Here is a 24,740-nt window from a genome sequence, read left to right on the forward strand (position 1 = left end):
GAAGCCGAGCCGGCGGCCAGAGTCGTGCACCGCGGAGCGCTGGCAGGCCCGCGCGCGAGCACCCCTGGGGACGTCTCGAACTCCCGCTCGACCGCGCCCGGCGGTGACCGGGGCCCGTGCCGAAGCGTTGGTCCGGGCATGACCACGCTGTATACGACACCCAGCGGATACGGCCGGCATCGACAGTCCGAGCCGCGTTCTGAAGAATCGGTTCAGCAGGCGGTTCCGGCGCCGGTTCCCGCGCCCGCCCAGGCGCCCGATGCGCAGGCCGCCACCTCACGGCCGGCCCCCGCCCCCGTCCCGGCGCCTGCCCCCATGCCCGCTCCGGCGCCGGCCGCCTCGCCGGCCCATCCCGCCGACCCGCCCATCTACAAGGCGGTGCTCGACCTGTGGGCCAGCCACGGCAAGACCCTGCCGGGCCTGCGCGACCAGGAATGGAGCCGGCTCGCCGCGGGCCCCGTCTGGGCGGACCGCACGGTCCGGGTCAACGGGACTCTGGTCCGGCCAGGTGACGGGCGATGACCACCCGCTGGATCTGATTGGTGCCCTCGACGATCTGGAGCACCTTCGCCTCCCGCAGCAGCCGCTCGACGGGGAAGTCCGCGGTGTAGCCGTAACCGCCGAGCACCTGCACCGCGTCCGTCGTGACCCGCATCGCCGCGTCCGAGCAGAACAGCTTCGCCATGGCGGCCTGCTTGCCGAAGGGCCGGCCCTCGTCGCGCAGCCGGGCCGCCTCCAGATAGAGCGCCCGGCCCGCCTCGACCTGGGTGGCCATGTCGGCGAGCAGGAAGCGCAGCCCCTGGAAGTCGGCGATCGGCCGGCCGAACTGGCGGCGCTCCCGCGCGTACGCCACGGCCGCGTCCAGCGCGGCCTGCGCCACGCCCACCGCGCAGGCCGCGATGCCGAGCCGCCCCGAGTCCAGGGCCGCGAGGGCGATGGCGAAGCCCTGCCCCTCGGCCCCGATCCGGCGGGCGTCGGGGACCCGTACCCCGTCGAAGTGCACCTGTGCGGTGGGCGAACCCTTCATGCCCATCTTCCGCTCGGGCGCGGCGGCGCTCAGACCGGGCGCGTCCCCGGGCACCAGGAAGGCGGTGATCCCCTTGGGGCCCTCGCCGCCGGTGCGGGCCATGACGGTGTAGAAGTCGGCGATCCCGCCGTGGGTGATCCACGCCTTGGTGCCGTCGAGCACCCAGTCTCCCCCACTCGCGGCTTCGCCCGAGCGGGAGGTACCCCCACCGTCCCGGACCGCCCGGGTGCGCAGCGCGGCCGCGTCGGAGCCGGAGGAGGGTTCGGACAGGCAGTACGCGCCGAGCAGTCCGCCGCCGAGCATCGCGGGCAGGTGGGCGGCCCGCTGCTCGTCGGTGCCGAAGGCCGCCAGGGCGTGGCAGGAGAGGCTGTGCACGCTGACCCCGAGGGCCACGGTGAGCCGGGCGGCGGCCAGTTCCTCCAGGACCTGGAGGTAGACGGCGTACGGCTGGTCGCCGCCGCCGTACGCCGAGTCGTACGGCAGTCCGAGCAGCCCGGAGGCGGACAGCAGCCGGAACAGCTCGCGCGGGAAGTGCCCGGCGGCCTCCTCGTCGGCGGCGCCCGGCGCGATCTCGCGCGCGGCGATCTCCCGGACCAGGGCGAGCAGCTCCCGGGCCTCGTCGGTGGGCAGCCGGCGTTCGACCTGCTCGACCATGGCGGCGCGCTCCTCCCTGAGGGGATCGGGGATCGGGTCCTGCAGGGAGGGTTATGCCCGGTCGCCGGCCCGGTCTCACGGTTCCGGGGCGCCGGAGCCCCTGACGGGTGCCCGCTCAGCCGCGTTCGCGGAGGTACGCGTCCAGCTCCGCCGCCCCGGCCAGCATCGCCCGGGCCCGGGCCGAGAGCCGGGCGCGCCAGTCGCCGAGCGCGCCCTCCAGGGGTTCGAGGCCGCCCGCGGCCCGTACCTGTTCGAGCAGCGGGGCGATCCGTTCCAGCGGATAGCCGCCGCGGCGCAGCTGGTGGGCGAGGCGGGCGTCCCGTACGTCGGCCTCCGCGTACACCCGGTATCCGGTACGGGGGTCCCGGCGCGGGCGCACCAGCCCGGCGCGCTCCCAGGCGCGGAGCGTGGCGGGCCGGATGCCGAGCCGGCGGGCCAGCGGCCCGATGAAGGTGTCCCCGGGCGACCCGTCGTGCCCGCTCGCGGGGTTCGGGCCGAGATCGCGCAGGGCGCTCTCCACGGCCCGGAGGGTCCGGCGGTCCTCCAGGAGCAGGGCGTGGCTCTCGTCGACGAGGCGGAAGGCCTCGTCGGGGTCGCCCTCGTGCACGGCCCGCAGGATCGCGGTCGCCGTCGGGTGCCCGTGGCCGGGCAGCAGGGCGAGGAAGGCGCGCAGGGCGCTCGCGTGGAGCGGGGTGTAGGCGCGGTAGCCGGAGGGGGTGCGGGCGGCGGGCGGGAGGATGCCGGCGTCCTCGTAGTTGCGGACCGCCTGGGTGGACAGCCCGTGCGCACGTGCCAGGTCGACCGGCCGCAGCCGCCCGCCCATACCCCTGCTTTGAAGATTCTGCCCCATGAAGTCCACGATATCGCGGGAGAGTCGACGAAAAGTCTCCACCGAGGCTTCAACGATACGGTTGAAGGCATGGCGACTGACATCAAGGACACCGCCCGTTCCCTCTCCGCTGCCGCCGTCCTGGAGCTGCTCCAGGACCGGCCCCACCCGCCCCGGCCGCCCCGGCTGCTCGCACTCGGCGAGCCCACCCATCGCGAGGACTTCCTGCTCGACCTGCGCAACGCGCTCTTCCGGCAGCTCGTCGAGGAGGAGGGCTACCGGACGATCGCGCTGGAGAGCGACTGCCTCGCCGGGCTGCTCGTCGACGCGTACGTGACCGGGGGCGCCGGCGGCGCCCTCGACGAGGTCGTGGAGCGCGGGATCAGCCACGGCTGGGGCGCCTCCGCGGCCAACCGGGCGCTGGTGCGCTGGATGCGCGCCTTCAACGAGGGGCGGCCCGCCGACGACCGGCTCCGCTTCGCCGGCTTCGACGGCCCGCTGGAGATCACCGCCGCCGCGAGCCCCCGCCAGGCCCTCACCGCGCTCCACGCCCGGCTCGCCGCACGGGTGGACCCGGCCCTGCTGCCCTGCACCGCGGACGGCCTCGACCGGCTGCTCGGCACCGACGAGCGGTGGACCGAACCGGCCGTCATGTACGACCCCACCCGCTCGGTGGGCCGCTCCCCCGAGGCCGTGGAACTGCGGCTGATCGCCGACGACCTGGCGGCCCTGCTCGACGAGCAGGCACCGCTGCTGCTCGCGGCGGCCTCACGGGAGGAGGTGGACCTCGCCCGCCTCCACGCGCGCACCGCGCGCGGCCTGCTCCAGTACCACCACTGGATGGCGGACACCTCGCCCGCCCGGCTCCCCCGGCTCCTCGGCGTCCGCGGCCGGATGATGGCCGAGAACCTGCTCGCCCTCGCCGACCGCGGCCCGGTCCTCGTGTACGCCCACAACTCCCACCTCCAGCGGGAGAAGAGCACGATGCGAATGGGCGGCGACCCGCTGGAGTGGTGGAGCGCCGGCGCCCAGGTGAGCGCGCGCCTCGGCGCGGAGTACGCCTTCCTCCCCACGGCCCTCGGCACCCTCCGCCACCAGGGCGTGGACACACCCGCGCCGGACACCCTGGAGGGCCTGCTGCACGAGCAGCTCCCCCCGACGCCCTCCCTCGTCGACGCGCGCCGCCTCGCGGCGACCCTCACGCTCCCGGAGGCGCGCGTCTCCCCCTGGTTCGGCTACGCCCCGCTGGACCCGGCGCACCTGGGCGCGGCGGACGGGCTGGTCTTCGTCAGGGACGTACCGAAGACCCCGTGACCGGCGCCGGCAGGCTCGCATCAGCGCTTCAGCACACGGTGTCCCACTCGTGGAGGGCCCTCAGGGCCGCGGTGCGGAGGGTCGGTGTGACGGGGGTGACGGGGGTGGGGGTGAGGAGGTAGTCGGCCACGGGGGTGAGCAGCAGGGGGGTGTCGGGGGCCGGGGTGAGCAGGCGGGACTCGTCCCAGGTGTGACGGATGACGGTGCGGCGCAGGAGGGCGCCGTGGCGGGTGACGAGGCGTCGGTTGGTGGCGGCCTCGGCGCGGCGGCGGCGTTCGGGGGCGAGCTCCGGGGCGAGCGCGGCGCGGACGGCGGCCAGTGGGCCGAGCGGCAGATGGCCGGCGGCGTGGTCGAGGAGGCCGGCCGCCTCGGGAGCCAGTCGGTAGGCGGCCAGGACGGCGGCGGTCTCGGCGGGTTCGAAGGGCCGGCCGGTGAGGCCGGCGACGTCGAGGACGGTGACGGCGCCGGGTGAGCGGGCGGGCTCCCGCAGGCGGGCCTCGGCGAGCGCGATGAGGCACTCGACGTGCTGGTCGGCGGCGAGGTACGGCCGGACGGGCACGGTCGAGCCGTCGCCGGGCAGCGCCGCGGTGGTGAGGTGGACGCGGTACCAGGGGTCGGCCAGCGGGTCCTCGGCGGGCCAGTGGACGGTGACGGCCGTGTGGTGGGGCCGGTCGCCGAGCAGGGAGACGTCGATGTGCTCCACCGGCCGGTCGGTGACCAGCCGGATGACGGCCTGCCACAGGGCCGCCTGGTCGGGCGCGACGAGGTCGAGGGTGTCCAGCGGCCGGAGCAGGCCCGCGGGGTAGTAGCCGGCGAGCGGGAGGCCCCGGATGGCGCGGACGCCGGTGGACCGGGCCAGTTCGGCCGCCAGGCGGGCGTAGTGGGCGGCGCGGTCGTGGGCGCGGCGGAGTTCGGCGCGGGCGGGCTCCCCCATCCGTACGCCGTCGCGGGCCAGCGCGGACAGCACCAGGTGCGGCAGGTGACGGTCGGCCCGCGCACGGTGGAGCAGTTCGGCGGGCCCGTCCGCCGGGTCGGTGTCGAGCAACCGGTACAGCAATGCGGTATTCACGGACATCCGCCTCCGAATGTATGGTCAGCCCGGGCGCCACCGGCGGCCGAGGGGGCGGGCGGGCTGCGCCGTTCCGTCTCCGGCAGGCCCGCGGCACGGCGATTCTGACCTTCGGGGTTCAACACCTGATCACCACAGGCTCAACAGACTCGACAGACTCTCGACACCGAGTGCGACGCTGTGGTTAATAAGGTGACACAAAGGCTGACATGTGCGCCGAACGGGGCGGCCACTGTGTTCTGGGGCGGGTGGGGGCAGAGTATGGGCGATCTCCGTTTCTCGTTACTCGGTCTGATGCGGGCTCACCGTGGGGCGACTCCGCTCAAGGTGGGAAGTCCGCAGCAGCAGGCGATGCTGGCCGTTCTCCTGCTCAGGCCGGGGTACTCGGCGAGCGCCACCGATCTGATCGGCGCGCTGTGGGGCGAGGAGCCGCCGAGCGCGGCGATGACGACGGTGCGTACGTACGCGTGGCGATGGCGCAAGATGCTGGACGCGGGGGACCCGGGCGCCGATGACGAGGGGGCGAGATCCGGCCAGGGCGCCCGGCCCGCGTCGAGCGTGCTGGTGTCGATGGGCGACGGCTACCGGCTGGTGCTGCCGAAGCTCGCCGTCGACGCGGCACAGGCGGAGTCACTGGCCGCCGAGGCGGAGCGGACCGCGCGGACCGAACCGCTGCGCGCCCGCGACCTGCTCAACCAGGCCTTGGAGCTGTGGCAGGGCGAACCGCTGACCGGCATCCCCGGACCGTTCGCGGAGCGGCACCGGCAGCGCCTGGAGGAGCTGCGGCTGACCCTCCTGGAGGAACGGATCGGGCTCGACCTGACCCTGGGCCGCCACTCGCGGTGCATCCCCGAACTGACCGCGCTCACCACCGAACACCCGCTGCACGAGCGGGCGTACGGGCTGCTGATGCGGGCGCTCTACCAGGCCGGGCGACAGGCGGACGCGCTGGCGGTCTACCGCGGTGCGCGGCAGTTGTTCCTCGCGGAGCTGGGCGTCGCGCCCGGCGCGGAGCTCGACCAGCTGCATCGCGGGATCCTGGAGGGCGACCCGGCACTGGCCGCTCCGGAGCCGAGCCCGGCGACGGCAACGGCGACGGCGACGGCGACGGCGACGGCGACGGGAGCAGTGGAGCCGGGGGCTCCTGCGCGGGCGGAGGTGCCGGCGGAGCGGGAGACGGGCCTCGTCCGGGGCGGCGCAGGCGACGACGCCCCGGGCCCGGCCGGTTCCCGGGAGGACGGATCCGGCCCTCGCGAGGAGCAGGACGAGCGGGTCGGTCGGGCTGCGGCCGCGCCCCCGCGTCCCGCCCAACTTCCCCCGGACGCCGCCGACTTCACCGGGCGGACGGCGCCCGTCCGGGTGTTGCACGAGGCGCTCGGTGCGCCGTCGGCGCAGGCGCTGGTGATCGCCACCGTGGTCGGCATGGGCGGCGTCGGCAAGACGGCGCTCGCGTTGCACGTGGCCCACCGGGTGCGGGAGTTCTATCCGGACGGGCAGCTGTACGTGGACCTGCGCGGCTCCGATCCCCTGCCGGCCGATCCGGAGGCGGTGCTCAGCGGGTTCCTCGTGGCGCTCGGAGTGTCCGGTGACGCGGTGCCGGACGGTCTCGACGCGCGTTCGGCGCTGTTCCGTTCCGTGGTGGACGGGCGGCGGCTGCTCGTGGTGCTCGACAACGCCAAGGACCTGGCGCAGATCCGGCCGCTGCTCCCGGGTTCGGTCGGGTGCGCGGTCCTGACCACCGGGCGTACCCGGCCGGCCGGGCTGCCGGCCACCGTGCAGGTCGATCTGGACGTCTTCCAGCCCTCGGAGGCACTGGCCCTGCTCGGCCGCACCATCGGCGAGGAGCGGCTGGACGCCGAACGCGAGGCGGCGCTCGATCTCGTGGTGGCCTGTGGGTACCTGCCGCTCGCGGTCCGTATCGTGGCCGCCCGGCTCGCGGCCCGGCCGGGCTGGACGGTGGAGACGCTGAGCCGTCGGCTGCACGTCGAGCGGCGGCGGATCGACGAGCTGCGGATCGGTGATCTCGCGGTCGCCGCCGCCTTCGAACTGAGCTATCGCCAGCTGACCGCGGACCAGGCCCGGGCGTTCCGGCTCGTCGCCTCGGTGGACGGGCCCGACATCGGGCTGCCGGCCGCCGCGGCGCTGCTCGACCTCGACGAGTACGACGCCGAGGACCTGCTGGAGGCGCTGGTGGACGTGGCGATGGTGGAGTCGCCCTTCCCGGGCCGGTACCGGTACCACGACCTGCTGCGGGCGTTCGCCCGACGGCGCCCGGCGGAAGAGGGGAGCACCTCGCCGGCGGGCGATTCACCGGCGGGCGGGGAGGCGATGGCGGCCCGGGACCGGCTCCTCGACCACCTGCTCGCCACCGCCTGCACGGCGTTCCAGCACGCGGTCCCGGGCGATCCGGCGGCGGGCGCGCTGGGTCCGGCCCGCTCCCCCGGCGTACCGCTGGCCGGCTGGGCCGCCGCGCGCGACTGGGTCGTGGCGGAGCGCGCGGGCGCGGCGGCGCTCGCGGCCCAGGTGGCCGCCGACGCGGGAGAGGCTCCCCCACGAACTCCAGGAGCCACGGGAACCGCGGTGGCCCCGGGTGCCGCGGGTGGGGGTGGGACGGCGCCGGACGGTGTGCGGGGAACGGCTCTGCGTGCCGCGATCGACCTGCTGATCGCGCTGACCCCGTTCGTCCTCACCCCGCCGAGCCGCCAACTCGCCACCACCGCCGACGCGCTGGCGGATGCGGCGATCCGGCACGGCGACCTGCGGGCCGCCGGGCGGGCGCATTTCCTGCGCGGGAACGTCGCCCTGGCGGCGACCCGCCTCGACGCGGCCGAGGCGGCGGCACGACAGGCGGTGGAGGCGGCGCGGGCGGCCGGCGACACGGTGATCCTGCGGCAGGCGCTCAACGATCTCGGGCTGATCTGCCAGTTCCTCAGCCGCTTCGACGAGGCGGTGAACCACTACGACGAGGCGCTGCTGCTCGCCAATGAACTGGGGCACCGCTCCGGCGCCCTGGTGACGACCGTGAACGCCGCGCTGGCGCGGGTGCGCAGCGGGCGGGCGGCCGAGGCGGTGGAGATCTGTCACGAGGTGCTCGCGGAGCTGCGGACCCGGCAGGACGATCCCGGTCGTGCGTACACGCTGTACGTCCTCGGCCTGGCACTGCACGGGCTCGGGCGGCACGAGGAGGCGGTGACCTGGTTCGTCGAGTGTCTGACGGTGGCGACGGGCGCCGGTCTGCGGGACCGGGCCGCGCACGCGCGCTACCGGCTCGCGGACAGTCTCCGCTCGCTCGGCCGGGCCGACGAGGCCCTCGACCACGCCGGTCAGGCGCTGGTGCTCTGCGAGGAGCTGGGGGCGGAACGGGACCAGGCCCAGGCGCTGGTGGTGCTCGGCCGCTCGCTGGCGGACCTCGGACGCGGGGCCGAGGCGGGGGCGCGGTTGCGGCAGGCGTACGAGATCTTCGGCCGGCTGGGACTTCCGGAGGCCGCCGAGGTGGCCGGGCTGCTCCAGGAGCCGGCGTTCGCCCTGGTCGATCCCTGAGATCCTGGAGATCCTGGAGAAACGGTACTGCTCGGTGGTGCGGCTGCCGTTCGTGCGGCCGCCGGTCAGGAACCGGTGCTGTTCCAGTCCGTGTCGTCGGTCGGGGTGGGGGTCGGGGCGGGGGCCGGCTGGGTGGTGGACGTGCCGGTCGCGTCGGCGCCGTCGGCCGTCGCCGTACCGGCCGCGCCGAGGGCGATCGCCGCGCCGAGGCCGAGGGCCGCGAGGGCCAGCCGGATCCGGGTGGCACCGAGGATGTTCGCACGCTTCGCCATGACTGCTCCCTGGGACGTCTTCCCTGATGGGAAGGGGTTTCGCGGGACTTTCCGGAGTGTTCCGGGCTGATGGGATCAGCATGGCAAGGCGCGTTCAACGGCCGATCGACGTACGAGCACCGTACGTCGATCGGCATCGTTGATCGGGGCGTTGATCGGGGCGTTGATCCGGTCGGTGATCCGGTCGGTGATCGGGCTCAGACCGCCTCGCGGATCTCCAGCGTGCAGCACTTCACGCTGCCGCCGCCCTTGAACAGCTCGGAGAGGTCCATCCCGATCGGCCGGAAGCCGCGCTCGCGCAGCCTGGCCGCCACCCCGGTCGCCGCCTCCGGCAGCACCACGTTGCGGCCGTCGCTCATCACGTTGAGCCCGAACACCTCCGCGTCGGCCTCCGCCACGAGGACCGCGTCCGGGAAGAGCCGGCGCAGCACCGCGCGGCTGCCCGCCGAGAACGCGCCCGGGTAGTACATGACCTCGTCGGTGTCGAGCACGCTGAGCGCCGTGTCCAGGTGGTAGAAGCGCGGGTCCACGAGGTCGAGGCCGATCACCGGGCGGCCGAGGAACTCCTGCGCCTCCGCGTGCCCGGCGGAGACGCTGCGGAAGCCGCGCCCGGCCAGCAGCCAGCTGCCCGTGAGCAGCAGGTCGCCCTCGCCCTCGTTGACATGGACCGGGTCGTGCGTGACGAAGCCGTTGGCGCGGAACCACTCCAGGTAGGCCGGGCCCTCCGCGGCGCGCTCGGCGTTGCGGAACCGGGCGCCCAGCACCCTGCCGTCGACGACGGTCGCGCCGTTCGCCGCGTAGACCATGTCGGGCAGCCCGGGCAGCGGGTCGATCAGGTCGACGCGGTGGCCGAGTTCGGCGTAGAGCTCGTACAGCCGCTCCCACTGGAGGACGGCGAGGCCGGTGTCGACCGGCTTGGCCGGGTCCATCCAGGGGTTGATCGCATAGCTGACCTCGAAGTGGGTCGGACGGCACATCAGGAAGCGGCGCGGACGGGCGGTGCGGGTCATGGGAGCTCCGGAGGGTGGGAGTGTGCGGGTGGGGTGGATCGGGGTCGGACCGGCCCAGGTGGGGCGATCAGGACTCGGCCGGGCGTTCGGGGAAGCTCCGCATGGCGCGCAGCGGGCTCGTGAGGAGCACCGCGCCGGCCGAGAGCAGCACGCTCGCCATGATCCAGATGGTGGTGCGGGCGCCGAGCACCTCGCCGAGCCAGCCGCCCAGGAGCGCTCCCAGCGGGATGGCGCTGAAGTTGACGGTCGAGGCGCTGGCCCGGATCCGGCCGATCATCGCGGGCGGGCAGTACGCCTGGTAGAAGCTGCCGGCGATGACGTTCCCGGCGATCACGCCGCAGACCGCCACCGCCCAGGCCACGGCGCTCGCCGCCAGCGGCAGCCGCTCCCCCGCCAGGGGCAGCAGGAGGATGAACGGCGCCCCGACCAGCTCGCAGAGGAGCAGTCCGCGGGCCGTGCCGAAGCGGCGGGCGATCCGTCCGGCGAGCGTGGCTCCGGCGAGCCCGCCGACCGACACGACCGCGAACACCGCCCCGACGCCGCCGGGCGTGACTCCCACGCTGCGGATGAGGAAGACGGTCTGCACCGCCTGGATGCCGTTGAGGCCGAGGTTGCCGACGGCCGCGAAGCTCGCGAGCGTCCGCAGGTACGGGTCGCGCACCAGGAAGCGGACGCCTTCGCCGATCTCGCGCAGGATCCCGCGCCGTTCGGAGACCGCCGGCGGCTTCTCCTCGACCCGGAGGGAGCCGACGCAGACCGCCGCCACCAGGTAGGTGATCGCGTCGGCGAGCAGTCCGCTGACCGCCCCGAAGGCCTGGGAGAGCAGCCCCGCAAGACCCGGTCCCGCGATCTCCGCCGCCGCGTCACCGGAGCGCAGCTTGACGTTGGCCTCCAGGAGGTCCTGCTTGGCGACCAGAGCGGGCAGTACGGCGCTGTTGGCCGTGGACAGGAACACCTTGACCGCACCGGCGAGCAGCGCCACGACGACCAGCTGGGCCATGGTCAGCACGCCCAGCCAGGCGGCCACCGGAACACTGCCGAAGAGCACGAGCAGCAGGAGGTCGCAGACCAGCATCACCTTCAGCCGGGGCCAGCGGTCCACCCAGGCGCCCGCGAACAGACCGAGGAAGAGCCACGGCACCCAGGCGGAGGCGGTCAGCAGACCGACGGTGAACGGCGAGGCCTCCAGGGTGACGACGGCCACCAGGGCGAGGGCGACGTTGCCGACCGCGGTGCCGAGACCGCTGGTCGTCTCACCGATCCAGAGCGTGCGGAAGTTTCTCTGTGCCCAGAGGCCCCAGCGGCTTCTCCTCGGCGGCTGGGTCGCCGGCGGCAAGGAGGGGCCGGGGGACGGCGGCCTGACGGAGGCGGTGGTCATGGCGGGTCACTCTCCAAGCTTCTCGGCCAGCACGGAGGCGATCCGTGCGAGGGGCTCCGGCCGCGTCATGGCGCCGTGCGTGCAGGGGATGCGGTGCTCCTCGACGTGGCCTTCGACGTACGGGCCCCAGGCCGCCGCGTAGGGCCAGTCGGCGGGCTTGTCGAGGGTGGCGCCGACGAAGACGGCGTCGCCCCGGTAGCGGTCCGGCACGTGCTCGGCCATCAACTTGCGGTGCAGCTCGAAGACGTCGGGCAGGACGTCGGCGGCCTCGCCGAGGAGTGCGGTGAGTTCGGCCTGGCCGCGTCCGTCGGCGGGGTCGTAGCCCAGTGAGGCGAGCAGTTCGGCCAGCGTGTCGACCGGATCGTCGCCGGACGACGGGCCGGCGCCGGCGGCGTACCGGGCGGGATCGGCGGCGTACCGCGCCGGGTCGGCGGGCAGGCCGTCGAGGAGGGCGAGCAGGGCGACCTCCTGGCCGTCGGCCTGCAGGGCGACGGCCATCGCCTGGGCGACCACCGCCCCGAAGGACCAGCCGAGCAGGTGGTACGGGCCTTCCGGCTGGACGGCGCGGATCTGCGCCACGTAGTCCGCGGCGATCTCGGAGACGGAGGACGGCGCGGTCGCCCCGCGCAGTCCGCGCGCCTGGAGGCCGTGGACCGGCCGGTCCTGGTCGAGGTGGCGCAGCAGTCCGGAGTAGACCCAGCTGACGCCGGCGGCCGGGTGGACGCAGAACAGCGGGGCCCTGGTGCCGCCGGCGCGCAGCGGGAGGAGCACGTCGAGGGCGCTGCGGGCGTCGGTGTCGGTCGTGTCGACGAGGTCCTGGGACACCCGCCGGGCCAGGGCGGCCACGGTCGGGGCCTCGAAGAGGGCCCGGATGCCGAGGTCGGCGCCGAGCGCGGTGCGGATCCGGCCGAGCAGCTTCATCGCGAGGAGGGAGTGGCCGCCGAGGGCGAAGAAGCCGTCGTCGACGGAGACCGGACCGGGCAGGCCGAGGACCTCGGCGAAGAGCTCGCAGAGGAGTTCCTCGTGCGCCGTCCGCGGTGCGCGGCCGTGGGGCGAGGAGCGGAAGTCGGGCGCGGGCAGCGCGCGCCGGTCGACCTTGCCGCTGGCGGTCAGCGGCAGCGCGTCGAGCGGGACGACGGCGGCCGGGAGCATGTAGCCGGGCAGCGACTCGGCGGCGAAGGCACGCAGTTCGGCCGGGTCGAGCGGCCCCTCCACTGCTACGTGGGCGACCAGGCGGGGCCCTGCGGTGGCGTCCTCGTGGACGCTCACGGTGGCGGCGTGGACCCGGGGGTGCCGGGTCAGCACGTGCTCGATCTCGCCGGGTTCGATGCGGAAGCCGCGGATCTTGACCTGGTGGTCAGTGCGGCCCAGGTACTCGGTGTTCCCGTCGCGGGTGCGACGGACCAGGTCGCCTGTGCGGTACATCCGCTCCCCCGGCGCGAACGGGTCGGCGACGAAGCGCTCGGCGGTCAGCGCCGCGCGGCCGAGGTAGCCGCGGGCGAGGCCGGCGCCGGCCAGGTGGAGCTCGCCGGGGACGCCGGGCGGTACGGGGTTCAGGTGCTCGTCGAGTACGTAGGCGCGGGTGCCGAGGGCGGTCCGGCCGAGGGCCGGGCGCTCGGTGGCGGCGCAGGGCTGGGTGAGCGCGTCGACGGTGGCCTCGGTGGGGCCGTAGAGGTTGTGGGCGACGACGGCCGGGGCCGCGCGCAGCCGGTCCCACAGGGACTGGCCGACCGCCTCGCCGCCGAGCAGCACCACACGCGGGGTTCCGGACGGCGTGGGAGCGTCCAGCAGGCCCTCGTCGACGAGCTGTTCGGCGTAGGAGGGCGTGACCTCCAGGACGTCGATCGACTCCGTGCGGAGGTGCCGGACGAGGGCGGCGGCGTCGCGGCGGACCTCGTCACCGATGAGGTGCAGTTCGTGGCCCGCGGCCAGCCAGAGCAGTCCGTCCCAGGAGGCGTCGAAGCAGAGCGAGGCGGTGAGCGCGACCCGCCGGCGACCGTGGCGCCGCTCGACGGCGCCGATCGGGCCGGTGGCGGAGCGGTGCGAGGCGAGGAGCGCGGCGATCGAACCGTGGCTCACCACCACGCCCTTGGGCCGGCCGGTGGAGCCCGAGGTGTAGATCACGTACGCGGCGTCGGCGGCGGTGGCGCGGCGCGCCGGACCCGCGGAGTCCGCCGGGTTCGTGTCGCCGGCCCGGTCCGTGCCGTCCGCCGGTGAGACGGTCAGTACGGGCAGGCCGGCGAGCAGTTCGGGCAGCGGCCAGCCGGCACCGGTCACGGCCAGGGCGGGTGCCGCGTCGGCGAGCATGGCGGCCGTACGGTCGGCCGGGTACTCGGCGTCCAGCGGGAGCGAGGCGGCACCCGCCTTGAGCACGGCGAGCAGCGCGACCACGGAGTCCGCGGTGCGCGGCAGGGCCAGGGCGACCACCGAGTCCGGTCCGGCGCCCGCGGCCGTCAGGCGCTCGGCGAGGCGGTCGGCACGGGCGTTCAGGTCCGCCCAGCTCAGTCGGGTGTCGCCGGCGACCAGCGCGGTCGCGTCGGGGGTCAGGGCCGCCTGGGCCGCGAAGACGGCGGGCAGCAGCGGCACCTCCGACGGCAGCGCGTCGCCACCGGCGGCCGGCTCCGCGCGTTCGGCGGCGGAGAGCAGGTCGATGCGGCCGATGGGCCGGTCGGGTCGGGCGGCAGCGGCGGAGAGCAGCCGGCCGAGGCGGACCGCCAGGGACTCGACGGTCTCCCGGTCGAAGAGATCGGTGGCGTAGTCGATCGCGCACTCGAGTCCGGCCGGTGCGCCGTCGGCGTCGAAGGACTCGCCCATGGCGATGGAGAGGTCGAACTTGGCCACGTACCCGCCGACCGGTTCGACGGTCGCGGCGAGCCCGGCCAGGTCGAGCGGCGCCGTCTCCGGGTCGCCCTGACCGCCGCCCTGGAGCAGCAGCATCACCTGGAAGAGCGGGTGGCGGGCGAGCGAGCGGGCCGGGTTGAGCTCCTCGACCAGCCGCTCGAAGGGCACGTCCTGGTGGGCGTGGGCGTCGAGCTGGGTTTCGCGCACCCGGTGGAGCAGTTCGCCGAAGCTCGGGTCTCCGGAGGTGTCGGTGCGCAGCACCAGGGTGTTGACGAAGAAGCCGACCAGGTCGTCCAGGGCCTCGTCCGAGCGCCCGGCGACCACCGAGCCGATCGGGATGTCGGTGCCGGCCCCGAGCCGGGTCAGGAGTGCGGCGAGCCCGGCCTGCAGGGTCATGAACATCGTGACCCGGTTCTCCCGGCTCACCTCGACCAGTGCGCGGTGCAGTTCGGCGCCGAGCGGGAGGACGACGCGGTCGCCGCGGTGGCCGCTGTCGGCACGGCGGGGGCGGTCGACGGGCAGCGACAGTTCCTCAGGGAGGTCTGCCAGGGCCTCGCGCCAGTAGGCGAGCTGCCGGGAGGCGAGGCTGTCGGGGTCGTTCTCGTCGCCGAGCAGTGCGCGCTGCCAGAGCGCGTAGTCCGCGTACTGCACCGGCAACGGCTGCCACGCGGGCGCCGTACCGTCGCGGCGGGCGCCGTAGGCCGCGGCCAGGTCCCGCAGCAGCGGGTCCATGGACAGACCGTCGCCGGCGATGTGGTGGAGGACGAGGACGAGCAGGTGCTCGTCGGCCGCGAGCGGGAACAGGTGGGCTCGTACGGGCAGTTCGGCGGCGAGGTCGAAGGGGACGGCGGTGCATGCGGCCAGGGCGGCCGCCGGGTCGGCGGGCCGCGTGGTGCGGCGGTCGAAGGTGACCCGGGCCTGGGCGGGCGGAAGGATCCGCTGCCGGGGCTCGCCGTCCCGCTCGCCGATCAGCGTGCGCAGGATCTCGTGGCGGGCGACCAGGTCGCCGAGGGCGAGCTCCAGGGCGGCCGGGTCGAGCGGGCCGGTGAGGCGCAGTGCGAGCGGGAGGTTGTAGAGCGCGCTGGGGCCCTCCATGCGGTCGATCAGCCAGAGCCGCCGCTGGGCGAAGGAGAGCGGCAGCCGCTCCGGGCGCTCGCCGGCCGTGAGGGCGGTCCGGGTGCCGGTGCCGTCCAGGCGCTGGGCCAGACCGGCCACGGTCGGCGCCTCGAAGACGTCGCGGACGTCGATCTCGGCGGCGAGGACGGTGCGGACGCGGCTGACCAGCTTCATGGCGAGGAGCGAGTGTCCGCCGAGGGCGAAGAAGTCGTCGTCGACGGTGAGCGGAGCCGGGGCGCCGAGCACCTCGGCGAACAGGCCGCAGAGCAGTTCCTCCCGTGCCGTGCGGGCGGCCCGGCCGCCGGTGAAGAGCTGGAAGTCGGGGGCGGGCAGGGCGCGCCGGTCGACCTTGCCGCTGCCCGTCAGCGGCAGTGCGTCGAGGGTGACGACGGCCGCGGGGACCATGTACGCGGGGAGGGCGTCCGCCACGAACCTGCGGAGTTCGAGGGCGAGTTCGGGGCTCGGCGCGGCGACCGCGCAGTGGGCGACCAGGCGGCGGTCGCCGTCCGCGGTCTCGTGCGGGGTGACGACGGCCTGGTGGACGGCCGGGTGCCGGGTCAGCGCCTGCTCGATCTCGCCGGGTTCGATGCGGAAGCCGCGGATCTTGACCTGGTGGTCGGTGCGGCCCAGGTAGTCGATCCGGCCGTCGCGGGCACGGCGTACCAGGTCACCCGTGCGGTACATCCTCTCCCCCGGCGCGAACGGGTCGGCGACGAAACGCTCGGCGGTCAGCGCCGCGCGGCCGAGGTAGCCGCGGGCCAGGCTGTCGCCGGCGAGGTAGAGCTCGCCCGGGACGCCCGCGGGGACCGGGTTGAGGTGCTCGTCCAGGACGTGGGCGCGGGTGCCGAGGACGGTGTGTCCCAGGGTGGGGCGCTCCGCGTCGGCGAAGGCCTGGAGCAGGGTGTCGACGGTGCACTCGGTGGGCCCGTACAGGTTGTGGCCGGTGGTGGCCGGGGCCGCGCGCAGCCGGTCCCACAGCGCCTGCCCGACCGGCTCGCCGCCGAGCAGCACGACGCGCGGCGCGGGTTCGTCCAACAGGCCTTCGGCGACGAGCTGTTCGGCGTACGTGGGGGTGAACTGGACGGCGTCGACGCCGGCGGTGCGGAAGTGGCGGACCAGGGCGGCGGGGTCGCGCCGCAGGTCCTCGCCGATCAGGTGCAGTTCGTGCCCGGCGACCAGCCACAGCAGGCCGTTCCAGGAGGCGTCGAAGCAGAGCGAGGCGGTCAGGGCGGCGCGCAGCCGGCCGTGGGTCCGCTCGGGCTCGGCGAAGGTCTCCGCCCGGTGGGCGGCGAGCAGGCCGGCGATCGAACCGTGGCTCACCACCACGCCCTTGGGCCGGCCGGTGGAGCCCGAGGTGTAGATGACGTACGCGGCGTGGGACGCCGTGACGCGGACGGGCGGGGCGTCGGCGGGCCGGTCGGCCCAGTCCTCCTCGGCGACGTCGAGGACGGTGAGACCGTCCAGGGCTTCGGGCAGCGGCCAGCCGGCGCCGGTGAGGACGGCCGCCGGGCGGGCGTCGGCCAGCATGTGGGCGGTGCGCTCCCGCGGGTACTCGGCGTCCAGCGGCAGGAAGGCCGCACCGGCCTTGAGCACGGCCAGCTGCGCGACCACGGTCTGCGCCGAGCGGGGCAGGGCGAGCGCGACCACGTCCTCGGGACCGATGCCGTGGGCACGCAGCCCGTGGGCCAGGCGGTTGGCGCGGGCGTCGAGCTTGGCGTACGTCAGCCGGGTGTCCTCGAAGACCAGGGCCGTGAGGTCCGGTGTGGCCGCCGCCCGGGCGGCGAAGGCGTCCGGTACGAGCGGCAGTCCGGTGGGCAGCGGCCGGTGGCCGGAGAGGAGCTCGGCGCGCTCGCCGTCGGCCAGCAGGTCGGCGCGGCCGATCCGCTCCTCGGGGCGGGCGGTGACGGCCGTGAGGAGCCGGCCGAAGCGAGCGGCGACGGCCTCGACGGTCTCCCGGTCGAACAGGTCGGTGGCGTAGTCGATCGCGCAGTCCAGACCGGCGGGCGCTCCGTCCGGTCCGAAGAACTCCTCAAGGGTCACGTTGAGGTCGAACTTGGCGACGCCGGTGTCGGCGGCCAGCGCCTCCGCCCGCAGACCGGCGAGCTCCGACTCGGCGCCGTCGTTGGACTGGAGGACCATCGCCACCTGGAAGAGCGGGTGGCGGGCGAGCGAGCGGACCGGGTTCAGCTCCTCCACGAGCCGCTCGAAGGGCACGTCCTGGTGGGCGTAGGCGCCGAGGCCGGTCTCCCGTACGCGGCCGAGGAGTTCGCCGAAGGTGGGGTCTCCGGAGGTGTCGGTGCGCAGCACCAAGGTGTTGACGAAGAAGCCGACGAGATCGTCCAGGGCCTCGTCCGAGCGCCCGGCGACCACCGAGCCGATCGGGATGTCGGTGCCGGCCCCGAGCCGGGTCAGGAGTGCCGCGAGGGCGGCCTGGAAGGTCATGAAGAGGGTGACCCGGTGTTCCCGGCTCACCTCGACGAGTGCGCGGTGCAGTGCGGCGTCGATCGGCAGGGCGATCCGTTCGCCGCGGTGGTCGGCGCGGGCGCCGCGCGGCCGGTCGACGGGGAGCGTCAACTCCTCCGGAAGGTCGGCCAGGGTCTCGCGCCAGTAGGCGAGCTGGCGTGCGACCAGGCTCTCGGGGTCGTCCTCGTCGCCGAGCAGTGCGCGCTGCCAGAGCGCGTAGTCCGCGTACTGCACCGGCAACGGCTGCCACGCGGGCGCCGTACCGTCCCGACGGGCGCCGTAGGCGGCCGCCAGGTCCCGCAGCAGCGGCCCCATCGACCAGCCGTCGCCGGCGATGTGGTGCAGGGCGACGACCAGGACGTGCTCCTCGGGAGCGACCCGGAGCAGGGTGATCCGTACGGGAGGTTCGGCGGCCAGGTCGAAGGGGCGGCGGGCCGCCCGGTCGATCTCGGCCTCGATCGACTCGGGGGCGCAGTCGAGCGGTTCCACCCGGAGCGGCGCGTCGGCGGGGGCGAGGACCGATTGGTGGGGCTCGCCGTCGTGTTCGGCGACGACGGTGCGCAGGATCTCGTGGCGGGCGACCAGGTCGCCGAGGGCGAGCTCCAGGGCGGCCGGGTCGAGCGGGCCGGTGAGCCGCAGCGCGAGCGGCATGTTGTAGAGGGCGCTCGGTCCCTCCATGCGGTCGATCAGCCAGAGCCGCCGCTGGGCGGAGGAGAGCGGCAGCCGCTCGGGGCGCTCCCCGGCGGTGAGCGCGAGCCGTGCCCCGGCGCCGTCCAGGCGCTGGGCCAGACCGGCCACGGTCGGCGCCTCGAAGACGTCACGGATGCCGAGCTCGGCGCCGAGCACCGAGCGGACCCGGCTGAGCAGCCTGGTGGCGAGCAGCGAGTGCCCGCCGAGGGCGAAGAAGTCGTCGTCCGCCGAGACCTGGCCGGTCACGCCGAGCACCTCGGCGAACAGACCGCAGAGGATCTCCTCGGGCGCGGTTCGCGCCGCCCGGCCGCCGGTGGCCACGGCGAAGTCGGGCGCGGGCAGCGCGGAGCGGTCGAGCTTGCCGTTGACGGTGAGCGGAAGCGCGTCGTGTGTCACGAAGGCCGCGGGGACCATGTGGTCCGGCAGGGCGGCGGCCGCGTGGGCGCGCAGGACCGCCGGGTCGAGCGGGGTGCGGGTGACGACGTGGGCGGCGAGGCGGGTGCCCGCCATGCTGTCCGTACCGTCGGTGTAGGGCAGCACGGCGGCCTGGAGGATGCCGGGGTGGGCGGTCAGGACGGTCTCGATCTCGCCGAGCTCGATCCGGAAGCCGCGCACCTTGACCTGGTGGTCGGTGCGGCCCAGGTACTCGATCCGGCCGTCCGGCCGGCGCCGGACGAGGTCGCCGGTGCGGTACATCCTCTCCCCCGATGCGAACGGGTCGGCGACGAAGCGCTCGGCGGTCAGCGCGGGCCGGCCGAGGTAGCCGCGGGCGAGGCCGGCGCCGCTCAGGTACAGCTCGCCGGGGACACCGGGCGGTACGGGTCGCAGGCCGGCGTCCAGGACATGGGCGCGGAGCCTGGGCAGCGGGCGGCCGATCAGGGGGCGGGGGTCGCTGTCGAGCCGGTGGTGGAGGGCGTCGACGGTGCACTCGGTGGGCCCGTACATGTTGAGGACGACGGTGCCGGGGGCGGCGGCGAGGGCGGTCCACAGGCTCTGGCCGAGGGCCTCGCCGCCGACCATGAGGACGGCGGGCGGGCAGCGGTCGAGCAGGCCCTCCTCGACCAGCCGCTGGGCCTGGCCGGGGGTGACGTCGAGGACGTCGGCGCCGGTCTCCTCGGCGTGGCGGACGATGGCGGCCGCGTCGCGGCGCAGGTCGTCGTCGAGCAGGTGGAGTTCGTGTCCCGCGACCATCCAGAGCAGCGCTTCGAGGGCGGTGTCGAAGGAGAGCGAGGCGGTCTGGGCGAACCGGAACCTGCGGCCCGGGTGGACCTCGTGGGCCGCGGCGATGGTCACGTCGCGGTGGAAGGCGAGCAGGTTGGCGAGGCCGCCGTGGCGGACCACCACGCCCTTGGGCCGGCCGGTGGAGCCCGAGGTGTAGATCACGTAGGCGGCGTGGGACGGGCCGATGCGCACGGGCGGGGCGTCGGCCGGCCGCCCGGCCCAGTCCTCCTCGGCGACGTCGAGGACGGTCAGGCCGTCGAGCACCTCGGGCAGCGGCCAGCCGGTGCCGGTGAGCACGGCGGCCGGGCGGGCGTCGGCCAGCATGTGGGCGATCCGGTCGCGCGGGTACTCGGCGTCCAGCGGCAGGAAGGCCGCACCGGCCTTGAGCACGGCCAGGACCGCGACCACGGATGCGGCGGACCGGGGCAGGGCGAGCGCGACCACGTCCTCCGGGCCGACGCCGGAGGCGATCAGACCGTGGGCCAGCCGGCTGCTACGGGCGTCGAGCTCGGCGTACGTCAGCCGGGTCGCCCCGCAGACCAGGGCCGTGTGGTCCGGGGCCGCGGCCGCCTGGGCGGCGAAGGCCGCCGGGACGAGGAGGTCGGCGCCGGGCCGGTCGATGTCGAACCGGTCGGTGTCGTGCCACGCGGCCAGCGCGGCGCGGCCGGTCTCACCGAGCACGTCGAGCTCGGCGACCGGGCGGTGCGGGTCGTCGGCGACCTGGGCGAGCAGGCGTACGAGGGCGTCGGCGAGCCGTTCGGCGGTGGCGCGGTCGAACAGGTCGGTGGCGAACTCCAGGCCGCCCTCCAGGCCGGCCGGACCGCCGTCCGGGTGGTGGCGCTCCGCGAGGTTCAGGGTCAGGTCGAAGGCGGTGGTGGGCAGGCCGAGCGGTTCGTGGGCGGTGCGGGTGCCGGGGAACTCGGGGCCGCCGCCGGCGGTGTTGTCGAAGGCGATCATCACCTGGAAGAGCGGGTGCCGGGCCAGCGTGCGGACCGGGTTGAGCTCCTCGACCAGGCGCTCGAACGGCACGTCCTGGTGCGCGTAGGCGGCCAGGTCGGACACACGTACTCGGTCGAGGAGTTCGGCGAAGGTAGGCCGGCCGGTGAGGTCGGTGCGCAGCACCAGGGTGCTGGCGAAGAAGCCGACGAGATCGTCGAGGGCGGGGTCGAGACGGCCGGCCAGCGGGGTGCCGATGGGCAGGTCCTCGCCTGCGCCGAAACGGTGCAGCAGGGTCGCGTAGGCGGCCTGGAGCACCATGAAGAGGGTGGCTCCGTGCGCGGCGGCCAGCTCGGCGAGCCGCGCGTGCAGCTCGGGGTCGAGCTCGAGCGGCACGACGTCGCCGCGGTGGCTCGCGACCGCCGGGCGCGGCCGGTCGAGCGGGAGCGGCAGCTCGTCCGGAAGGCCGGACAGGGCCTCGCGCCAGTGGGCGAGCTGGCGGCTCATCAGGCTGTCGGGGTCGGTGTCGTCGCCGAGCAGCCGGTACTGCCACAGGGTGTAGTCGGCGTACTGGACGGGCAGCGGCTCCCCGACCGGCAGCTCGCCGCCCAACCGGGCGGTGTACGCCTCGGCGAGGTCGCGGAAGAGCGGCCGCAGCGACCAGCCGTCGCCGGCGATGTGGTGCAGCACAAGGAGGAGGACGTGCTCGTCGGGCGCCTCGGGGCGCAGGTAGGCGTGCAGCGGGAGGTCGGCGGCCAGGTCGAAGGTGTGGCCGGCCAGCTCCTGCACCGTGCGGTCGGTGACGGTGAGCAGCGGCGCGGGCGCCTCGGGCAGGACGCGCTGGTAGGGGATGCCGTCGTGGGCGCCGAAGACGGTGCGGAGCGATTCGTGGCGGGCGACGACGTCGTGGAGCGCGCTCTCCAGGGCGGCCGGGTCGAGCGGGCCGGAGAGCCGGAGGGCGAGGGTGATGTTGTAGGTGGTGGCGGGGCCCTCGGCCTGGCCGAGGAACCACAGCCGGCGCTGGGCGAAGGAGAGCGGCAGCCGCTCGGGCCGGGGCTGCGGGCGCAGTGCCGGCCGGGCCGGGTCGGTGGCGAGCCGGGCGGCGAGGGCGGCGACCGTCGGGGCCTGGAAGAGGTCGCCGATGGCGAGTTCGGCGCCGAGCTCGGTGCGCGCCCGGCCGATGAGGCGGGTGGCGAGGAGGGAGTGCCCGCCGAGTTCGAAGAAGTCGTCGTCGATCGTGATGTCGTCGATGCCGAGGATGTCGCCGAAGAGGGCGCACAGAGTGCGCTCGCGCTCGTCGCGCGGGGCGCGCCCGGAGGCGTCGGTGGTGAGCTCGGGCGCGGGCAGCACGCGCCGGTCGACCTTGCCGTTGGCGTTGAGCGGCAGGGCGGGCAGCACGACGACGGCCGAGGGGACCATGTAGCCGGGCAGGGTCCCGGCGGCGAACTCCTTGATCTCCGCGCCGAGTTCGGCGTTCCCGTCGGGTCCGGGGTCGGGCACCGCGCAGTAGCCGACGAGCCGGATGTCGCCGGGGCGGTCCTCGCGCGGGATCACGATGACCTGGCGGACGGCCGGGTGGCGGGAGAGGACGGCCTCGATCTCGCCGAGTTCGATCCGGAAGCCGCGCAGCTTGACCTGGCCGTCGATCCGGCCGAGGAACTCGATCGCGCCGTCGGCCCGGCGGCGCACCAGGTCTCCGGTCCGGTACATCCTCTCCCCCGGCGCCGACGGGTCGGCGACGAAGCGCTCGGCGGTGAGCGCGGGGCGGTTCCAGTAGCCGCGGGCCAGGCCGGCGCCCGCCACGTACAGCTCGCCGGGGACGCCGGGCGGGACGGGCCGCAGCCAGGCGTCGAAGACGTGGGCGCGCATGTTGTCGAGCGGGGCGCCGATCGGCGGCCGCGGGCCGGCCAGGTCGGCGGGGGCCAGCTGGTGGTGGGTGGCGAAGGTGGTGGCCTCCGTCGGACCGTAGACATGGGCGAGGAGCAGGTCGGGGCAGTGGTCGAGGACGCGCCGCATCAGGGTGCCGGAGGCGGCCTCGCCGCCGGTGCAGACGGTGCGCAGGGCGCGGAAGGTCTCCGGGGCCTGCTCGGCGACCAGGTCGAAGAGCGCCTTGGTGAGGAAGACCGCGGTCACCTCGTGCCGGGTGGCGAGGGCGTGCAGGGCGGCGGCGTCCAGGTTTCCGGGCGGGGCGACGACGACCGTGCCGCCGGACAGCAGCGGTGTCCACAGTTCGTAGGTCGCGGCGTCGAAGGCGTGCGGGGAGTGCAGCAGGACCCGCCGGTGCCGGCCGTCCTGCCAGCGGCGGTCGGCGGCGAGGTCGACGACGTCGCGGTGGCGGACGGCGACGCCCTTGGGCGTACCGGTGGAGCCGGAGGTGAACATCACGTACGCGAGCCGGTCGGGGTGGACGGCGCGGCCGGGGTCGTGCGCCGGGGCGGCCGTCCCGTCGCCGGGGCGGACCACGACGGCGGTGTGCGGGAAGCCCGGGTCGGGGCGGTCGGTGAGCAGGACGGGGGCGGCGGTGTCGGCGAGCAGCGCGGCCATCCGCTCCGGCGGCAGGCTCGCGTGCATGGGGACGTAGCAGCCGCCGGCCTTGAGCACGGCCAGGGTGGCGACGACCAGGTCGACGGAGCGTTCCATCAGCAGGGCGACCGGGGACTCGGGGCCGACGCCGGAGGCGATCAGATGGTGGGCGAGCCGGTTGGCGCGGGTGTCGAGCTCGGCGTAGGAGACGGTGCCGCCGTCGTGGGCGAGGGCCACGGCGTCCGGCGTACGGGCGGCCTGGGCCGCGAAGAGCTCGGGCAGCGAGCCGTACGGGACGGGCGCGGCGGTGGCGTTCCACTCCTCGCGCAGCAGCTCGTGCTCCGCGGGCGCGAGGATGTCGAGGGTGCCGATCGGCGCCTCGGGGTCGGCGGCCGCGGCGGTGAGGAGCCGGCCGAGGCGTTCGAACAGGGTGGTGATGGTGGTGCGGTCGTAGAGGTCGGCCGCGTACTCGACGGAGCCGGTGAGGCCGGCGGGGGCGCCGGCGGCGGTGCGCCGCTCGGTGACGCCGATGTTGAGGTCGAACTTGGCCACCCGCAGGCCGAGCGGTTCGGGCTCCGTCTCCAGGCCGGGCAGGCGGAGTTCGCCCTCCTCGTGGTTCTGCAGCACGAGCAGGGTCTGGAACAGCGGGTGGCGGCCGAGGGCGCGGACCGGGTTGACCTCCTCGACCAGCCGCTCGAACGGCACGTCCTGGTGGGCGAAGGCGTCGAGCTGGGACTCCCGTACCCGGCCGAGGAGTTCGGTGAAGCTCGGGTCGCCGGAGGTGTCGGTGCGCAGCACCAGGGTGTTGACGAAGAAGCCGACCAGGTCGTCGAGCGCCTCGTCGGAGCGGCCGGCCACGCCGGTGCCGAGCGGGATGTCGGTGCCGGCGCCGAGCCGGGTGAACAGCGCGGCGAGACCGGCCTGGAGGACGGAGAACAGGGTGGCGCGATGCCCGCGGGCCAGCTCGGTGAGAGCGGTGTGCAGCTCGGGGCCGTAGTGGAACGGCACGGCGTCCGCGGCGCCGGTCGGGGCGGGCGGCCGGGGCCGGTCCACCGGCAGCTCCAGCTCCTCGGGCAGCCCGGACAGGGCTCCTCTCCAGTGGTCGAGCTGGCGGCTCATCAGGCTGTCGGGGTCGGTGTCCTCCCCGAGGAGTTCCCGCTGCCAGAGCGTGTAGTCGGCGTACTGGACCGGCAGCGGCTCCCAGTCGGGCGCGGCGCCGTCGAGGCGGGCGGCGTAGGCGGTGGCGAGGTCCCGCAGCAGCGGGCCGAGCGACCAGCCGTCACCGGCGATGTGGTGGAGCACGACGAGCAGTACGTGCTCGGTGGACGGCCGCGGGCCGGAACGGTCGTCGGTGGACAGTGCCGGGCCGGACCCGTCGTCGGTGGACAGTCCCGGGCCGGACCCCTCGTCGGTGGACAGTCGCGGGGCGGACCCGTCGTCGGTGGACAGTCCCGGGCAGGACCCGTCGTCGGTGGGTGTGAGCGAGAAGACCGTGACCCGGATGGGCAGTTCGGTGGCCAGGTCGAAGGTGCGGGCGGCGGCCCGGTCCCGCAGGGCCGGGTAGGCGCCGGGTGCGCAGCGCACCGCATCGAAGGCGACCCGCGCCTCCATGGACGGCAGGATCCGCTGTACCGGCACTCCGTCGGCCACCGGGAACACGGTGCGCAGGGCCTCGTGCCGGGCGACCACGTCGGCCGTCGCCGCGCGCAGCGCGTCGACGTCGAGCGCGCCGCGCAGGCGGACCGCGAACGGCAGGTTGTAGAGCGCGGTCGGCCCTTCGATCTGGTCGATCAGCCAGAGACGCTGTTGTGCGTACGAAACCGGGATCACGGTGCTTCCTCTGCTCACGTCACGGCG

General features: G+C 75.2%; 9 protein-coding genes and 1 pseudogene. 3 read left to right on the forward strand and 7 right to left on the reverse strand.

Annotation, left to right across the window (positions count from 1 at the left end):
* Positions 1-315 precede the first annotated feature (315 nt).
* Positions 316-522, forward strand: a complete 207-nt coding sequence (locus JAO84_RS05025) for a hypothetical protein (protein ID WP_370410759.1) — start codon at positions 316-318, stop codon at positions 520-522.
* Here the strand turns inward: JAO84_RS05025 and JAO84_RS05030 are convergent.
* Positions 485-1,681, reverse strand: coding sequence for an acyl-CoA dehydrogenase family protein (locus tag JAO84_RS05030; protein WP_370410761.1), 1,197 nt, complete (start codon positions 1,679-1,681; stop codon positions 485-487). The genes JAO84_RS05025 and JAO84_RS05030 overlap by 38 nt on opposite strands.
* Positions 1,682-1,796: 115 nt before the next feature.
* The gene (locus JAO84_RS05035) at positions 1,797-2,531 is read right to left on the reverse strand and encodes a MerR family transcriptional regulator (RefSeq protein ID WP_370410763.1); all 735 of its coding nucleotides are present in this window, start codon (positions 2,529-2,531) and stop codon (positions 1,797-1,799) included.
* Positions 2,532-2,600: 69 nt separating this feature from the next.
* On the opposite strand from JAO84_RS05035, the gene JAO84_RS05040 reads away from it, so the two are divergent.
* The gene (locus tag JAO84_RS05040; protein ID WP_370410765.1) at positions 2,601-3,824 is read left to right on the forward strand and encodes an erythromycin esterase family protein; all 1,224 of its coding nucleotides are present in this window, start codon (positions 2,601-2,603) and stop codon (positions 3,822-3,824) included.
* Between the two features lie 28 nt (positions 3,825-3,852).
* On the opposite strand, the gene JAO84_RS05045 is transcribed toward JAO84_RS05040, so the two are convergent.
* Positions 3,853-4,893 (reverse strand): hypothetical protein, encoded by a 1,041-nt coding sequence (locus JAO84_RS05045; RefSeq protein ID WP_370410767.1) that lies wholly within the window; start codon positions 4,891-4,893, stop codon positions 3,853-3,855.
* Positions 4,894-5,187: 294 nt separating this feature from the next.
* Here JAO84_RS05045 and JAO84_RS05050 point away from each other — a divergent pair, with 294 nt between their 5' ends.
* On the forward strand, positions 5,188-8,433 hold the full coding sequence (locus JAO84_RS05050) for a BTAD domain-containing putative transcriptional regulator (protein WP_370410769.1): 3,246 nt from the start codon (positions 5,188-5,190) through the stop codon (positions 8,431-8,433).
* Between the two features lie 65 nt (positions 8,434-8,498).
* On the opposite strand, the gene JAO84_RS05055 is transcribed toward JAO84_RS05050, so the two are convergent.
* The 4 genes and pseudogenes from JAO84_RS05055 to JAO84_RS05070 all read right to left on the reverse strand — a co-directional run.
* Positions 8,499-8,705 carry a hypothetical protein gene (locus JAO84_RS05055; protein WP_370410771.1) on the reverse strand — a complete coding sequence of 69 codons (207 nt, stop codon included), beginning with the start codon at positions 8,703-8,705 and terminating at the stop codon, positions 8,499-8,501.
* Between the two features lie 197 nt (positions 8,706-8,902).
* Entirely contained in the window at positions 8,903-9,715 is an 813-nt protein-coding gene (gene ddaH, locus JAO84_RS05060) for a dimethylargininase (protein ID WP_370410772.1), read from the reverse strand.
* Between the two features lie 67 nt (positions 9,716-9,782).
* Positions 9,783-11,093 carry an MFS transporter gene (locus tag JAO84_RS05065; RefSeq protein WP_370410774.1) on the reverse strand — a complete coding sequence of 437 codons (1,311 nt, stop codon included), beginning with the start codon at positions 11,091-11,093 and terminating at the stop codon, positions 9,783-9,785.
* A gap of 6 nt (positions 11,094-11,099) precedes the next feature.
* Positions 11,100-24,701 (reverse strand): annotated as a pseudogene (locus JAO84_RS05070) (amino acid adenylation domain-containing protein); the annotation flags it as partial.
* Positions 24,702-24,740 lie beyond the last annotated feature (39 nt).

Source organism: Streptomyces fradiae (assembly GCF_041270065.1).
Classification (GTDB): domain Bacteria; phylum Actinomycetota; class Actinomycetes; order Streptomycetales; family Streptomycetaceae; genus Streptomyces.

Excerpts from the sequence above, each read along its gene's own strand:
- JAO84_RS05025 (WP_370410759.1), top strand. The coding sequence starts at position 316 with ATGCCCGCTCCGGCGCCGGCCGCCTCGCCGGCCCATCCCGCCGACCCG.
- JAO84_RS05030 (WP_370410761.1), bottom strand. The coding sequence starts at position 1,681 with ATGGTCGAGCAGGTCGAACGCCGGCTGCCCACCGACGAGGCCCGGGAG.
- JAO84_RS05035 (WP_370410763.1), bottom strand. The coding sequence starts at position 2,531 with ATGGGGCAGAATCTTCAAAGCAGGGGTATGGGCGGGCGGCTGCGGCCG.
- JAO84_RS05040 (WP_370410765.1), top strand. The coding sequence starts at position 2,601 with ATGGCGACTGACATCAAGGACACCGCCCGTTCCCTCTCCGCTGCCGCC.
- JAO84_RS05050 (WP_370410769.1), top strand. The coding sequence starts at position 5,188 with ATGCGGGCTCACCGTGGGGCGACTCCGCTCAAGGTGGGAAGTCCGCAG.
- JAO84_RS05055 (WP_370410771.1), bottom strand. The coding sequence starts at position 8,705 with ATGGCGAAGCGTGCGAACATCCTCGGTGCCACCCGGATCCGGCTGGCC.
- ddaH (WP_370410772.1), bottom strand. The coding sequence starts at position 9,715 with ATGACCCGCACCGCCCGTCCGCGCCGCTTCCTGATGTGCCGTCCGACC.
- JAO84_RS05065 (WP_370410774.1), bottom strand. The coding sequence starts at position 11,093 with ATGACCACCGCCTCCGTCAGGCCGCCGTCCCCCGGCCCCTCCTTGCCG.